Origin of the sequence: Burkholderia sp. MSh2 (assembly GCF_000731655.1) — a bacterium.
In the GTDB taxonomy this organism is placed as follows: Bacteria; Pseudomonadota; Gammaproteobacteria; order Burkholderiales; family Burkholderiaceae; genus Burkholderia; species Burkholderia paludis.
Genome location: NZ_JPGM01000004.1, coordinates 80,434 through 94,304, shown reverse-complemented (window position 1 = coordinate 94,304; position 13,871 = coordinate 80,434). Strand labels below are relative to the sequence as shown.

Below are 13,871 nucleotides of genomic sequence, written 5' to 3'. Positions count from 1 at the left end.
CGCGTTTCAGATCAATCGAGGCCCTCGTGGAAAACATCGTCATCATCGGCTCGTCCGGTCACGCCAAGGTCGTGATCGACATCGTCGAGCAGGCCGGCCGGTACCGGATCGCCGGGCTGATCGATTCGTTCCGGCCCCGCGGCGAGGAAACGCTCGGCTACCCGGTGCTGGGCGCCGAGCGCGACCTGCCGGATCTGGTCGACGTGCACGGTGTCGCCGGGCTGCTGGTCGCCATCGGCGACAACCATGCGCGCGAGAAGGTGACGGCCGATCTCGCGGCCCGTGTGCCCGGTCTGCCGTGCGTGTCGGCGGTGCACCCTGGCGCGCGCATCGGCAAGGCGTCGACGATCGGCGCGGGTACGGTCGTGATGGCCGGTGCGGTGATCAATCCGTGCAGCACGATCGGCGACGGCTGCATCGTCAACACGCACGCGTCGCTGGACCATGACGGCGTGATGGAGGATTTCTCGAGTCTCGCGCCGGGCGTCGTTACCGGCGGCAACTGCCGGATCGGCCGCGGCGCGGCGATCGGCCTCGGTGCAATGCTGCGGCACCGGATCTCGGTGGGCGAGCACAGCGTCGTCGGCGCGGGCTCGGTGGTGCTGCGCGATGTCGAGCCGTACACGGTCGCGTACGGCAATCCGGCCCGCCGGATCCGCGCGCGGGCGGCCGGCGAGCGCTACCTGTAAGCGCCGCGCGTCAGTGCGCGATCAGCTCGACGATGCGACGGACCATGTCGTCGGTGAGCGCCGGGTAGATCGGCAGGCACAGCACCTTGCGCGCGGCCTCGGTGGCGACGGGCAGGTTGTCTCGGTTCGCGGACGGCAGCCCGCGATACATCGGGAATTCCGAAATCAGCGGATGGAAGTAGCGGCGCGCATACACGTCGTAGTCGCGCAGCTTCTGGTACAGCGCATCGCGGTCGAGCGGATAGTCCTCGTCGACGAGGATCGCGAAATACGCGTGGTTCGCGACGGTCTGGCCGCCGAGCGGCACGCAGCGGATGCCGCGCACGTCGTTCAGCAGCGTGCGGTACAGCGTGTCGATCGCGCGGCGGCGCGCGAGCGCGCCGTCGATGTGCTGAAGCTGCAGCATCCCGAATGCGGCGTTGATTTCGCTCATCTTGCCGTTGATGCCGGGCGCGACGACCGTGACCTCGTCGACGAAACCGAAATTCTTCAGGTGGTCGATGCGCTGCTTGGTTTTCGCGTCGGGGCAGATGATCGCGCCGCCTTCGAACGTATTGAACACCTTCGTCGCGTGGAAGCTCAGCACCGACAGGTCGCCGTGCGTGAGCACGCTTCCGCCGGCATTGCGCACGCCGAACGCATGCGCCGCGTCGTAGATCACGCGCAGGTTGTAGTTGTCGGCGATCTTCTGGATCGCGTCCACGTCGCACGGATTGCCGTAGCAGTGCACGGGCATGATCGCGGTGGTGTGCGGCGTGATCGCCGCCTCGATGCGGGCCGGGTCGAGATTGAGCGTGCCGGGCGTGACGTCGACGAACACCGGCTTGATGCCGTTCCACAGCAGCGAATGCGCGGTCGCGACGAACGAGTAGGGCGTCGTGATCACCTCGCCGGTGATGCGCAGCGCCTGCAGCGCGGTGACGAGCGCGAGCGTGCCGTTCGCGAACAGCGACAGGTACGGCACGCCGAGATACTCGCACAGCGCACGCTCGAACTGCTGGTGGAACGGGCCGCCGTTGGTCAGCGTGCGGCTCGCCCAGATCTTCTCGAGGTACGGCAAGAACTCGTCGAGCGGCGGCAGGTGCGGTTGCGTGACGTAGATGCGCTCGTGCGGCAGTTGCGCGACGGACGAAGCGGGCAGGCTGGCGGTCATGATGGTCTCTCCCGATAGGGCGTGCTTCAGGCCTCGGCCGAGGCGCGCGCAGGGGTCGCGTCCTCGAACAGCGGGGTGTCGAATGCGGTGACGGGTTCGTTCCCGCACCAGCGGGTCCACATCGTGCGCAGCGCGGACGATAGCCCGGCCGCGACGACGGCCGGCCGGAACGCGGCGGATTCAGCGCAGCGTGCGCGCAGGCCCGCGCGCAGCGTCTGCAGCGCGGCGGTATCGCGGCCGAGCGCGAGCGCCTTCGCGACGAAATCGTCCTCGTCCGCCGCGATGTAGGCGTCGAGTCCGACGTGCTGCAGCCAGCCCGCGCTGCCGCGCCCGGCCATCGTCGCGCCGGGGATCGTGACGGTCGGCACGCCCATCCACAGCCCGTTGAGCGTGGTCGTCGAGCCCGTGTACGGGAACGTGTCGAGGCAGAGATCGACGCCGTGATGCTGCTGCATGTAGACCGGAATGTTCGAGCGCCGGTGGAACGTCAGGCGGCCGATGTCGATGCCCGCGGCGGAGAACCATTCGATCAGCTGGTCCTGGTCGCGGTCGTTGCTGATCGCGCCGAGGGCCATGCGCGCGGTCGGATCCGCATGCAGCACGCGCGCCCAGACCTCGACCACGTGCGGGCTCAGCTTGTTCAGGCGGTTGAAGCTGGCGTAGGTCGTATAGCCGTTGTGCAGCGCCGGCAGCCCGTTGACCGGCGGGCAGTTCTGCGGCGGCATGAATGGCGCGATCGCGGGCAGCCGCACGATCTGCTCGACGAACTGGTCGTCGAATGCGCCGTGCGGCGCGACGAAGCGATCGGTCAGGTAGTAGTCCATCGCGCCGAGGCCGGTGGTGGCCGGATAGCCGATCCAGGACGCCTGCACCGGCGCCGCGCGCTGCGCCAGCGCGACCAGCCGGTTGCGGCCGGTGTGGCCCGACAGGTCGATCACGATGTCGATGTGGTCGTTGCGCACGCGTTCGAGGAAGGCCGGGTCGCTCATGCCGGCGACGTTGCGCCAGGTCGTGGCGTGGGCCTTGAAGCGATCGGACGTCTGATCTTCCTCGAAGTGATTGTGATAGAAGTGCATCGCGATGCCGGGGTCGGCCGCGAGATGCTCGATCACGGGCACCGCGTAGGAGGCGACCGCGTGGCTGAACAGGTCGCCCGATACGAAGCCGACCTGCAGCTTGCGCGCCGGGTCGCGCGGGTTCGAGAACACGGCCGCGCGCTTGCGCTTGTGGTTGTCGTAGCGCTGGCCGAACTTGCGGTGTTCCGCGACGAGCGCCTGCGGATCGAAGTCGCTGCTGTGCGCGATACAGAACAGCATGCTGCTGTGGGTGATGCTGTCGGTCGGGTTGATTTCGATCGCGCGCCTCAGCCAGCCCACGGCCTCCTGCGTCGCGCCCTGTTCGAGCAGCACGAAGCCGAGCGTGCTCATCGGGGCGGCCGCGCCGGGAGCGAGTTCGACCGCGCGCCGGCAGGCCGCGAGCGCTTCTTCCGTGCGGCGCATCGCGAACAGCACGAGGCCGTGGATCCGCAGCCCCTCCGGGTGATCGGGCTGGATCTCGAGCAGGCGGCGGCATTGCGCGTGTGCTTCCGTGTGCCGGTTGACGGCGCGCAGCGTGTCGGCGAGCAGGATGCGCACGAGCACTTCGTCGGGCAGCAATTCCACCGTGCGAAAGCCGGCCTCGATCATTTCCACGAAGCGGCCTTCCCGGTGAAGCGAGGCCGACAGCGCGCGCCAGCACGCGCCTTCTTCCGGATAGTCGGCGACCAGTTGCCGCGCCAGCGCGGTGGCTTCCGCGTGCTTGTTCTTGTCGAACAGCGCCGCGTGCTTTTGCAGCAGCGCCTGATTGGGGCGGCGGGCGGACTTGGCGTTGCCTTGACGTCCGGCGGGGTCGGCCGGGCCGGCCGCGGTTTCCAGGACGATCGCCGTGTCGATGCCGCTCGGGGCGACGGCGATCGCCGCGGTCGCGAGCACGATGTCGGGCGATGCCATTTGTCCGATCAGGCCGTCGAGCGCGGGCCCGCGGATGCCGCGCTGCTGCGCGATCTCGACGGCGACCCATGCGGCGGCCGTCTGTCCGCTGCGATGCAGCGCGTGGATGTAGCTGACCCAGTAGTAGCCGTTGGCCGGATTCGCGCCGATGGCGGCTTCGAAATGCGGCACCGCGTCGGCCGGCCGGTCCGTATCGACCAGCAGCACCGCGAGGTTGTAATGCGCGTCCGCGTGCGCGGGCATCGCGTCGAGGACGGCCTCGTACAGCGCCCGGGCGTCCTCGAACGCGCCGCTGTGCTGACGTTCGAGCGCGCTGTCCATGACAAGCGCGATGTCCTGCGCAAGCTGCTGTTCGGGCGTGAGCGCGGCGGGGGCGGGCAGTTCGGACGGGAGCATGATGAATTCTGCGGAAAGTCGGTCGATGCCATTATCGGTAGCGTGCCGCCGCGCCGATGCCGCGAGGTGACGGTAAAAGCCCGGTCAGTTTGGTCGATTGAACGCCCGGCCGGCGCGGGGGCGGCGCGGTCGGCCGTACCCCAAAAAAAACGCCCGCACGAGGCGGGCGGAGGCGAACGAGCACGCCCTCACATCAGCGCGTAGTTCTTGTTGTCGGGTGGGTGCGCCGGCGTCGCGGCGCCGGTCGCGCGTCAGCGGCTCGCGACGCGCTGGTACTGGCTGACGGCCTGCACGCGGCCCATCGCCGCGTGGTATTCGTCGGCCAGTTCCTGCTGCGCGCGCTGCGCGTCGGAGAAGATGCGGTCGTTGCTGGTCTGCATCCGGCGGATCGCGGCGAGGCCGGCCGGCGGCTGGTCGGCCGCGAGCGATGCGATCAGCGGATCGCGCACGTCGACGAGGCGCGCCGCCTCGATCCAGTCGGACATTGCGGCGGCATGCTCGAGCGCGTCGGTGAGCGCGTCGAGTCGGGCGATCAGTTCGGTCTGTTCCATCGTGGCTCTCCCGTGTGGCCGGCGGTCAGCTCTTGTTGCTCGACAGCGCGCCGGCGCTGTTCGAGCCGCCGAACAGCTGCGTCAGGTACTCCGAATTGGAGTTCATCGTCGCCATCAGCGTGTTGAGCGCGGTGAACTGCGCCTGGTACTGGCTGGTCAGTTCTGCCACGTAGTTGGACAGGTTCGTCTGCTGCTGCGAGACACTCGTCAGGTCGTTGTTGAGCGCCGTCGTGCGTGCGGCGATCATCCCGCCCGTCTGCGTGTAGTTCGTGATGTCCGTCGTCAGCTGCTGGCCGATCCCGTTCGTCGAGTTGAACAGTGCCGCGACGCCCGTCGGGTTGTTCTGCAGCGCGCTGTTGAGCGCCGTGTTGTCGACCTGCAGCGTGCCGTCGTCCTGCAGCGTGACGCCGATCGACGCGAGGGTGATCGTCGTGCCGTTGCTGGTCACGCCGTTCGCGACGACCGACGCGAGCGCGTTCTGGATCGTGTTCAGCGTCGAGTCGCCGAGCAGCGGGCCTTGCGAGGCCGCGCCGGACGAGAAGCTCGACAGCGAGCCCATCGTCGTGACGAGCGTGTTGTAGAGCGTCACGAAGTTGTTGATCGTGGACGCCTGGGACTGTGTGTTGGTGGCGATCGACAGCGTCTGCGTCTGGGTCGAGCTGACGGCGGCCGAGGTCAGGTTCAGCGTGACGCCGGTGATCGCGCTCGTCACGGTGTTGCTCGCGCTCGTCGCGGCGATGTTGTTGATCGTGAACGCGGCGTCCTGCGCGGCCGTGCTTTGCGTCCATGCGGCGTTGCTGTTCGCGGACGTAAAGGTCGACTGGCCGCCCGTCGTGCTGGCCGTCGACGTGACGCCGAGGCTGGACAGGCCGTTGTCGCCGGACACGTTGCTGAGCGCGACGCTGATCGTGTTCGCCGCGCCGGTCGGCGTCGAGCTGAGCACGAGGTGGGCGCCGTCGCTGCCGTTGACGACCGACGCGACGACGCCCGGGTTGCCGGTCGCGGTGTTGATCGCGGCGGCGATGCCCGACAGCGTGTTGTTCGTGCTGTCCACGTTGACCGTGAACGACTGGCTGCCGAGCGACAGCGTCATCGTGCCGCTGCCGAGCGCCGTCGACGCGCCGAACGCGGCCGACGACAGCGATTGCGAGGTCGCGATCTGCGTGACGCCGATCGAATAGTTGCCGGCGACGGCCCCCGCGCCTGCGGTCGCGGTGATGCCGGTGCCGCTCATGTTGGCGGTGAAGGTGTTCTGCAGCGTGCCGTTCGACAGCGTCGTGACGCCCGCCTGGAGTGCGCTCAGCGCGGCCGACAGGGCGCCGTACGCGGAAATCTGGGTGTTGTCGCTGGTCTGCTGCGCGGTGAGCGCGGCGGTCTGACCGGCGGTCTTTGCATTGACAAGCGCCGTCACGAGCGAGTTGACGTCCATCGACGAGTTGCCGGTCGAACCGCTGATGATCGATTGGGCGGCCTGCTGCAGCTGGCTGTTGGCCGAGCTGTTGGCGGCGGTAACGGCGGAATTGATCGTCGACATCGTAGTGCTCCGTGCGGCGGGTGATCCGTGAAATTCTGGATGAAGAGCCGGCCGCGGGGCAAGGCCCCGCGTGCCAAGTGCCTGCGGCCGGGCCGCGCGTGCTTACGCGGGGCCCGGCCGTGGGGTGCTACGCGATTACTGCAGGAGCTTCAGGACCTGCTGCGGCAGCGAGTTCGCCTGTGCGAGCACCGAGATGCCTGCTTGCTGCAGCACCTGGTTCTTCGACATGTTCGCGGTTTCCTGCGCGAAGTTCGCGTCAGTGATCTGCGACTGTGCCGACGACAGGTCGGTCGATTCCGCTTGCTGCGACGTGGAGATCGCCGTGAAGCGGTTTTGCGCCGCGCCGAGTGCTGCTTGCAGGTTGTTCACCGTCTGCAGTGCGTTGTCGATCGACACCATCGCGACGTTCGCGCCGCTGACCGTGCTGATGTTGAGGTTCGACACGGTAGCCGGCGTGTTGACGGCGTTGATCTGCGCAACGGCGTTCGAGATCGCGGTGAGCGATGCCGACGACATGCTGGAGCTGGTCGCGCCCGAGCTGATCGAGATCTGCGTGACCGACTGGCCGTTCGATGCCGTTGCCGACGACGTCGTGAAGACTGCCGATGCTGCCGTGCTCGACAGCGTCGAACCGTTCTGGTCGGTGAACGTGAAGCCGCCCTTGCCGTCCGACGTCACGTTGATGGCCGTGATGGTCGCGCCCGACGACGTGTATGCGCCGCTGGCGTTCAGGCTCAGGCCCGTGATCGTGCCGACCGTCTGGCCCGTCTGAACGACGCCGCCGCCGATCTGTGCCGCCGACATGCTTTGGCTCAGGTCCAGCGAGATGGTCTGGCCGACGTTCGCGCCGACCTGGAACGACACGATGCCTGCCGAGCCGTTGAGAATGTTCGTGCCGTTGTACGTCGTTTGCGACGCGATACGGTTCACTTCCTGGATCTGCTGCGAAACTTCCTGCTGCAGTGCTGCCTGGTCGGACGACGACATCGTGCCCGTCGACGCCTGGACGGCCAGCTGGCGGATACGTTGCAGGCTGTTGGTCAGCGACGACAGTGCGCTCGACGCCGTTTGAATCATCGACACGCCGTCGTTCGCGTTCGACACGCCCTGGTTCAGGCCGTTGATCTGCGTCTGCATCCGGGTCGAGATCGCGAGACCGGCTGCATCGTCCGCTGCGCTGTTGATGCGCTTACCCGACGACAGGCGGGTGATTGCCTGCGACAGGGCGTCTTGCGAGCTGTTGAGGTTCTGCTGTGCAACCAGCGAGTTGATGTTGCTGTTAATTCCGAGCATGGAAAATCTCCTGTTTAAGCCGAAAGCCCTGAAAAGCCGTTTTGGCGTCGGCGGAAGCACTCGTTCATTGCTGGCCGCCTCAGAGCAGGATTTCGGCGCACCAAAACAAAACTTGAGGGGCACGTGGAGATTCGGCCCGATTTTTTATCCTTCTTTGTCATTTCGGAGCACTCCTGCGCGATACCCGGCCGAATGTCCGACTAAAGGGGCCGGAGGCCGGTCCCGTCATGCAGTCGCGCGCCTGTGCATGCACGAGCGACAAAAGGGTGGTTTTGTCTGTGATTCCCTGCTATGATGGCGGGCTGAATTGAGATTTTCTGTCACGCCTCTGCCGTTTTCGGCATGTCTGCTGGCAGTCAAACGCGGCGCTGCACGCGGCTTGTGAAGCGTACTCGCGGTGCTTTCCGCCTCTCTTTTCCGGCCTCCGAGGCCGTATTTCCGCTCGTTTCGCCTGTTGTGGGAACGCCCGGATGGCCGGTGCGTGGCGCTTGGCCGCTACGTTTTTGACCGTTTAAGCAATTTAGGAACGACATGACGACGATTCTTCTGAAAGAAAACGAGCCGTTCGAAGTGGCGATTCGCCGCTTTCGCCGTGCTATCGAAAAAAATGGCCTGATCGCTGAACTGCGTGAACGCCAGTCCTACGAAAAGCCGACCGCAGTCCGCAAGCGCAAGAAGGCGGCAGCCGTCAAGCGCCTGCACAAGCGCCTGCGCAGCCAGATGCTGCCGAAGAAGCTCCACTAAGAGCGTCTTACGGTTCGCCGCGAAACGGCGGAGCGTGCTTCGAAAGAAGCCGCTCCGCCGTTTTGCTTTTGGGGGCCGGATTGGCTCCGCCGTCGTGACGGAGTGCGAGCCGTCGCGCGAGCGGCCGCCGCGCGGCTGCGCGGCGGTTTCGCCGTTTCCGGCGGCCGGCCGGCATTTGCCCGCCGCCGCGCCGGGCTCAGAAGTCGATCTTCGCGTTCAGGCTCACCGTGCGGGGGTCGCCCGGCTTCACGTAGTCCGCGTACTGGTATTCCCAGTAACGACGGTTCAGCACGTTGTCGAGCGATGCGCGCAGCGTCACGTCGTGGCCGCCGACCCGCGTCAGGTAGCGTGCGCCCGCGTTGACGACGAGAAAGCCCGGCGCGTCGAGGCCGCCTGCCGCGCGCAGCGGCGTCGCCCCGGTGAATTTCGCATCGACGCCGAGCGTCAGCCCCGGTACGCCCGGCACCGCATAGCCGACGTCGCCGGCGAACACGAAGCGCGGCGCGCCCGCGACACGGTTGCCGTTGTTGCTCGCGCCCTTCGAGTACCACGCGTCGAGCAGCATCGCGTCGACGCCCGCGTTCCAGCGCGCGCCGAATTTCGCGCGTGCGCCGAACTCGAGCCCCTGGATGATCGATTCGCCGTCCTGCACGTAGACGTTCGAGGCGTTCGCATATTCCGCGCTGCGCTCGATGCGGAACAGCGCGGCCGTCGCGCTCCAGCGCGCGTGCTCGCTCTTGATGCCGAGCTCGTACTGCTTGCTGCGCAGCGGCTTGAGCACCTGGCCGGCGTTCGCGTACACGTCGTTCACGCGGCTGCCCGGCTCCAGCGATTCGGCGTAGCTTGCGTACGCGGTGGTCGTCGGCGCGAGCTTGACCATCACCGCGAAGGTCGGCGTCGTCACGCCATTCTGGCTGTAGCCGGGATCCTCCACGCCGCTCGGCTCGAACGAGCGCTGTTCGTAGTTCATGTAGCGCACGCCGGCGAGCACCGACCAGCGTTCGGTGAGCTGTACGGTGTCGCTCGCGAACAGCGCCTTCTGCACGATCTCGCTCGTGCGGTACTGGATGAAGCCGTGCGGGCTGTCGTAGCGGTACGGATTCGGCGCGTAGAGGTTGCCGGCGCCGAGCGGCACGAACACGCTGTTCGCCGAGTAGTCGTTCGCCTGCTTCTGCCACGACGCGCCGAGCACGATCTGGTGGCTGAACGGGCCGGTGCGCACCTTGCCCTCGACCATCGCACGCCACTGGCTGAAGCGGTGATCCTCCATCCCGACGTAGCGGCTGTCGGTGTAGTCGCCGGCCGCGTCCTGCAGGTACAGCGTGCTTTCGTTGCGGCGGCGCGTCGCCTTGCTGTAGCTGTATGCGACGTCGAGCTGCCAGTCGGGCGCGAGCTGGTATTGCAACCCGGCCGTATAGAGCTGCAGGTTCGTGTTGAGGTACTGGTCCTTGCCGCCCAGATTGGTCGTGCCGCCGCTGATCGTCGCCGGCAGCGCGCCGCCCGGATAGCTGCCGGTGAAGATCGACGGCGTCTGGCCCGTCGTGCGGCGCTCCTGGTACAGCGCGCCGAACGTCACCGACAGGTCGCGCGTCAGGTTCGCCTGCAGCGCGAGCGATACGCTGTCGCGGCGGATATTGCCGTCGTTGTACGTCTTGCCTTCCTCGTGCGTCGCGTTCAGCCGCGCGCCGAACATGCCGTCCGGCCCGAACCGCTGGCCGAGATCGGCGTGCTCGGTCCACACGCCGGTGCTCCGGTAGCCGACGTCGACGCTGCGCACCGGCTCGGCCCCCGGTTGCTTCGTCACGTAGTTGACGACGCCGCCGGGCGTCACGAAGCCGTAGAGGAAGCCGCCGAGCCCCTTCAGCAGCTCGACGCGATCGAGCTGCTCGTACGGCATCGTGATCCCGTACGTGACGAACGGCAGCCCGTCGATCTTGTAGCCGTTCTGCCAGTCGAGCTGCATGCCGCGCACGGTCATGTAGCTGGCCCACGCGCTGTACGCGCCGCTGTTGTCGGACACCGACGCGTCGTTCGCGAACACGTCGCCGAGCTTGTACGGCTGGCGCGCCTCCAGTTCCTCGGACGTGACGATCGTCGTCGAGAACGGCGTGTCGAGCTGGCGGCGCGTGCCGAGCGCGCCGGCGGAAAGCGTCTCGGTCAGGTGCTGCGGCGAATCGTGCGTGGCCGTGATGTTGAGCGCCGGCAGGACGGCGTCGCCGCCGGGCGTATCGTCCGCGTGGGCGAGCGAAGCGGCGAAGCAGGCAAGGGCGGCGGCCACATGACATGGGCGGAAGGGCGGGCGAGCGAGGCGGACGGTCATGATGCTGGATTAAAAATGCGAGTAGGAATCATTCGCATTGTTGTAAAATGTCGCGCATCCTATCAAAACCCGCCGAGCGCGCAACAATTCCTTGCGGCGCGCAAGGGCATCCGGCCCCCGTTCGCGGCGGCCGGCCGGCTCGTGCGCGGCGCCTGACCTCAAATGACCTGCATCCCGTCGAATCGGGGCCGCGCCTGCCGGCCCGCTTGTCCTTCGCGGTGCGCGCGATGAATGCGCTCCTGCGACCGTTTCTTGTCCGCCTGCATCGCTGGTTCGGCCTTGCCATCGCGCTGTTCCTGTTCCTCGCGGGGCTGACCGGCGCGCTGATCGCGTGGGACCACGAGCTCGACGCGGCGCTGAACCCGGGCTTCTACACGGCGCGCAGCGACGCGGCGCCGCTCGATCCGCTCGCGCTGGCGACGCGCATCGAGGCTGCCGACCCGCGCGTGCAGGTGACCTATCTGCCGCTCGCGGTCGAGCCGGGGCATACGCTGCAGGCCGGCGTGATCCCGCGCACCGATCCGGCGACCGGCCAGCCGTACGCGCTCGACTTCAGCCAGATCGCCGTCGATCCCGCGAACGGCGCGGTGCAGGGGCGCCGCGAATGGGGCGCGCTGTCGCTCGCGCGGCTCGACCTGATGCCGTTCATTTACCGGCTGCACTACTCGCTGTTCCTGCCCGAGTACGCGGGGATCAACTTCGGGTTCTGGGTGATGGGCGTGGTCGGCATCGTGTGGGCGATCGACAGCCTGATCGCGCTCGTGCTCGCGTTTCCGAACCTGAAAAGCTGGCGCAAGTCGTTCGCGTTCCGCGTGCGGCGCGGCGGCTATCCGCTCGTATTCGACCTGCACCGCTCGGGCGGCGTGTGGGTGTGGGGGCTGCTGCTGGTCGTTGCGGTCACGTCGATCTCGATGAATCTCGCCGTTCCCGTCGTGCGGCCGCTGGTGTCGCTGGTGTCGCCGCTTGCCGAAACGCCCTACACGAATCCCGAACACTTTCCGCCCGCGGGGCCCGGCAGCAAGGTGCTGTCGCGCGAGCGGATCGTCGAGATCGCGCGCGCGGCCGGCCGCGACGCGGGGATCGCCGCACCGCCCGGCGCGCTGCTGTTCGCGCCGGCGATGAATGCCTATGCGGTCGGATTCTTCACGCCCGGCAACGATCACGGCGACGTCGGGCTCGGCAATGCGTGGCTTTACTGGGACGCCGTGACCGGCAAGCCCGTCGCCTCCCAGGTGCCGGGCCGCGGCTCGGTCGGCGACCTGTTCATGCAGGCGCAGTTTCCGCTGCACTCGGGGCGGATCGCCGGCGTGGCGGGCCGCGCCGCGGTGAGCGCGCTTGGTGTCGTCATCGCAATGCTGAGCGTGACCGGCATCTGCATCTGGGTGAAGAAGCGCAGTGCGCGCGGGCGGGCCGCGCGCAGCGCACGGACGGTCGCGCCGGCGGCGTCGCGCGCCGCACGGTGAGCGGCGGGCCGGCGGTACGGCCGTTGCGGGGCCGCTGCAAATGGCCGGTGAGCGGCCAGTGAACGGCCGGCGGGCGGCGCCTACCTGCGCCGTCAGCCCGCCTTGCGCCGGCGCGCCGGCTGCTTGCCGCCAAGCGCCGCGCATTGCGCGTGGCACGGGCAACCGACCTCGTGATCGTTGACCATTCCCGTCGCCTGCATCAGCGCATAGCAGATCGTCGAACCCACGAACTTGCAGCCGTACGCCTTCAGCGCCTTGCTGAGCGCGTCTGACTGCTCGGTCGACGCGGGCGCGTCGCGGTATGACTGCCACGCATTCTGGATCGGCGTATCGCCGACGAACGACCACAGGAACGCGGCGAGCGACCCGTGTTCCTCGCGGATGCGCTGCACGGCGCGCGCGTTGGTGACCGCCGATTCGACCTTCGCGCGGTTGCGCACGATGCCGGGGTTTTCCAGCAGCTTCTCGATGCGCTTCGGCGTGAAGCGTGCAACGGCATCGACATCGAAATCGGCGAATGCTTCGCGGTAGCCCGCGCGCTTGTTCAGGATCGTCGACCACGACAGTCCGGCCTGCGCCCCTTCCAGGATCAGCATTTCGAACAGGTGGCGATCGTCGTGCGACGGGACGCCCCATTCGGTATCGTGATAGTGAGCGTCCGCTTCAGTCTTCACCCAGTTGCACCGCTGCGACATCGTCTGCCTCGTATTCGTATCGATTCGATCGCACCAGCATAGCGGAAGCCCTTTTCGCGGAACAGCCGGCCGAACGGCAGATGCGCGCGCGGCGCCGATGCGGGTAAGCTTGGCGCCTGTTCGAACCAGCAGGATGAAGGCATGGCGGCATTACTTTTTGCGATCGGCATCGACGGCGGCGGCACCGGCACGCGCGCGGTGCTGGCAGACCGGCACGGGCGCGAGCTCGCGCAGGGGCGCGGCGGCCCGTCGGGGCTCGGGCTCGGCATCGAGCGCGCGTGGGCGTCGATCGGCGCGGCCTGCGCGGACGCGTTCACGCAGGCGGGCTTCGGGTTCGACTGGTCGCAGTGCGCGCTCGGCTGCGGGCTCGCGGGCGTCAACAATTCGGCATGGCTCGCCGCGTTTCGCGCGCAGGCGCCGCTTGGCGCGCTCGTGGTCGAGAGCGACGCCTATACGACCGTCGTCGGCGCTCATGGCGGTGCGCCGGGGCTCATCGTCGCGCTCGGCACCGGCAGTATCGCGGCGTCGCTCGATGCGGCCGGCGCCTGCCGCATCGCGGGCGGCTTCGGCTTTCCGTCCGGCGACGAGGCGAGCGGCGCGTGGCTCGGCGTGCGTGCGCTTGCGTACGCGCAGCAGGCGCTCGACGGCCGTGTGCCGCGCGATGCGTTCGCCGATGCACTGCTCGCGGAAACGGGCGCCCAGGATCGCGACGCGCTCGTCCAGTGGTCGTGCGACGCGAACCAGACGATCTACGCGCGCCTTGCGCCGATCGTGTTCGCGCACCGTGCGCACCCGGTCGCGGGCGCGCTGATCGCGCAGGCGGGCGACGAGATCGGGAAGATGATCGACGCGCTCGATCCGCAGCGGGCGCTGCCGGTCGCGCTGTGCGGCGGGCTGGCGGACGCGCTGGCTCCGGCCGTGCCGGCGCGCCACGCGGCCCGGCTGCGCGCGCCGTTCGACGATTCGGCGCATGGCGCGCTGCGGCTCGCGTTGCAGGCGCTGCGGGCGGCGGACGGCGGCTAAGGGCCGCAAGAGGCGGCGCCGA

General features: G+C 68.0%; 11 protein-coding genes. 4 read left to right on the top strand and 7 right to left on the bottom strand.

What is annotated here, in order from left to right; genetic code table 11:
- Positions 1–26: 26 nt before the first annotated feature.
- Positions 27–689 carry an acetyltransferase gene (locus GQ57_RS02925; protein ID WP_034197027.1) on the top strand — a complete coding sequence of 221 codons (663 nt, stop codon included), beginning with the start codon at positions 27–29 and terminating at the stop codon, positions 687–689.
- A 10-nt stretch (positions 690–699) separates the two neighbouring features.
- Here GQ57_RS02925 and vioA read toward each other — a convergent pair whose 3' ends face one another.
- From vioA to GQ57_RS02900, 5 genes are all read right to left on the bottom strand, one after another.
- On the bottom strand, positions 700–1,842 hold the full coding sequence (gene vioA / locus GQ57_RS02920) for a dTDP-4-amino-4,6-dideoxy-D-glucose aminotransferase VioA (protein ID WP_034197026.1): 1,143 nt from the start codon (positions 1,840–1,842) through the stop codon (positions 700–702).
- A 26-nt stretch (positions 1,843–1,868) separates the two neighbouring features.
- Positions 1,869–4,226 (bottom strand): tetratricopeptide repeat protein, encoded by a 2,358-nt coding sequence (locus GQ57_RS02915; RefSeq protein WP_031397035.1) that lies wholly within the window; start codon positions 4,224–4,226, stop codon positions 1,869–1,871.
- A 251-nt stretch (positions 4,227–4,477) separates the two neighbouring features.
- Positions 4,478–4,777: a flagellar protein FliT gene (locus GQ57_RS02910; protein WP_031397034.1), complete on the bottom strand. Its 300-nt coding sequence runs from the start codon at positions 4,775–4,777 to the stop codon at positions 4,478–4,480.
- A 25-nt stretch (positions 4,778–4,802) separates the two neighbouring features.
- Positions 4,803–6,311 (bottom strand): flagellar filament capping protein FliD, encoded by a 1,509-nt coding sequence (gene fliD, locus GQ57_RS02905; protein WP_031397033.1) that lies wholly within the window; start codon positions 6,309–6,311, stop codon positions 4,803–4,805.
- Positions 6,312–6,446: 135 nt separating this feature from the next.
- Positions 6,447–7,604 carry a flagellin gene (locus tag GQ57_RS02900; protein ID WP_031397032.1) on the bottom strand — a complete coding sequence of 386 codons (1,158 nt, stop codon included), beginning with the start codon at positions 7,602–7,604 and terminating at the stop codon, positions 6,447–6,449.
- A 531-nt stretch (positions 7,605–8,135) separates the two neighbouring features.
- Between GQ57_RS02900 and rpsU the strand changes: the two genes are divergently transcribed.
- Positions 8,136–8,348, top strand: a complete 213-nt coding sequence (gene rpsU, locus GQ57_RS02895; RefSeq protein WP_006401410.1) for a 30S ribosomal protein S21 — start codon at positions 8,136–8,138, stop codon at positions 8,346–8,348.
- A 196-nt stretch (positions 8,349–8,544) separates the two neighbouring features.
- On the opposite strand, the gene GQ57_RS02890 is transcribed toward rpsU, so the two are convergent.
- The gene (locus GQ57_RS02890; RefSeq protein WP_031397031.1) at positions 8,545–10,668 is read right to left on the bottom strand and encodes a TonB-dependent siderophore receptor; all 2,124 of its coding nucleotides are present in this window, start codon (positions 10,666–10,668) and stop codon (positions 8,545–8,547) included.
- 227 nt (positions 10,669–10,895) lie between these two features.
- Here GQ57_RS02890 and GQ57_RS02885 point away from each other — a divergent pair, with 227 nt between their 5' ends.
- Complete coding sequence (locus tag GQ57_RS02885; protein WP_031397030.1) at positions 10,896–12,131, top strand: PepSY-associated TM helix domain-containing protein; 1,236 nt, start codon at positions 10,896–10,898, stop codon at positions 12,129–12,131.
- Positions 12,132–12,223: 92 nt separating this feature from the next.
- Here GQ57_RS02885 and GQ57_RS02880 read toward each other — a convergent pair whose 3' ends face one another.
- Positions 12,224–12,826, bottom strand: coding sequence for a DNA-3-methyladenine glycosylase I (locus GQ57_RS02880; protein WP_031397029.1), 603 nt, complete (start codon positions 12,824–12,826; stop codon positions 12,224–12,226).
- A gap of 141 nt (positions 12,827–12,967) precedes the next feature.
- Here GQ57_RS02880 and GQ57_RS02875 point away from each other — a divergent pair, with 141 nt between their 5' ends.
- On the top strand, positions 12,968–13,849 hold the full coding sequence (locus GQ57_RS02875; RefSeq protein ID WP_031397028.1) for a BadF/BadG/BcrA/BcrD ATPase family protein: 882 nt from the start codon (positions 12,968–12,970) through the stop codon (positions 13,847–13,849).
- Positions 13,850–13,871: the final 22 nt, after the last annotated feature.

Excerpts from the sequence above, each read along its gene's own strand:
- rpsU (WP_006401410.1), top strand. The coding sequence starts at position 8,136 with ATGACGACGATTCTTCTGAAAGAAAACGAGCCGTTCGAAGTGGCGATT.
- GQ57_RS02915 (WP_031397035.1), bottom strand. The coding sequence starts at position 4,226 with ATGCTCCCGTCCGAACTGCCCGCCCCCGCCGCGCTCACGCCCGAACAG.
- GQ57_RS02910 (WP_031397034.1), bottom strand. The coding sequence starts at position 4,777 with ATGGAACAGACCGAACTGATCGCCCGACTCGACGCGCTCACCGACGCG.
- GQ57_RS02885 (WP_031397030.1), top strand. The coding sequence starts at position 10,896 with ATGAATGCGCTCCTGCGACCGTTTCTTGTCCGCCTGCATCGCTGGTTC.
- fliD (WP_031397033.1), bottom strand. The coding sequence starts at position 6,311 with ATGTCGACGATCAATTCCGCCGTTACCGCCGCCAACAGCTCGGCCAAC.
- vioA (WP_034197026.1), bottom strand. The coding sequence starts at position 1,842 with ATGACCGCCAGCCTGCCCGCTTCGTCCGTCGCGCAACTGCCGCACGAG.
- GQ57_RS02875 (WP_031397028.1), top strand. The coding sequence starts at position 12,968 with ATGGCGGCATTACTTTTTGCGATCGGCATCGACGGCGGCGGCACCGGC.
- GQ57_RS02900 (WP_031397032.1), bottom strand. The coding sequence starts at position 7,604 with ATGCTCGGAATTAACAGCAACATCAACTCGCTGGTTGCACAGCAGAAC.
- GQ57_RS02880 (WP_031397029.1), bottom strand. The coding sequence starts at position 12,826 with ATGTCGCAGCGGTGCAACTGGGTGAAGACTGAAGCGGACGCTCACTAT.
- GQ57_RS02890 (WP_031397031.1), bottom strand. The coding sequence starts at position 10,668 with ATGACCGTCCGCCTCGCTCGCCCGCCCTTCCGCCCATGTCATGTGGCC.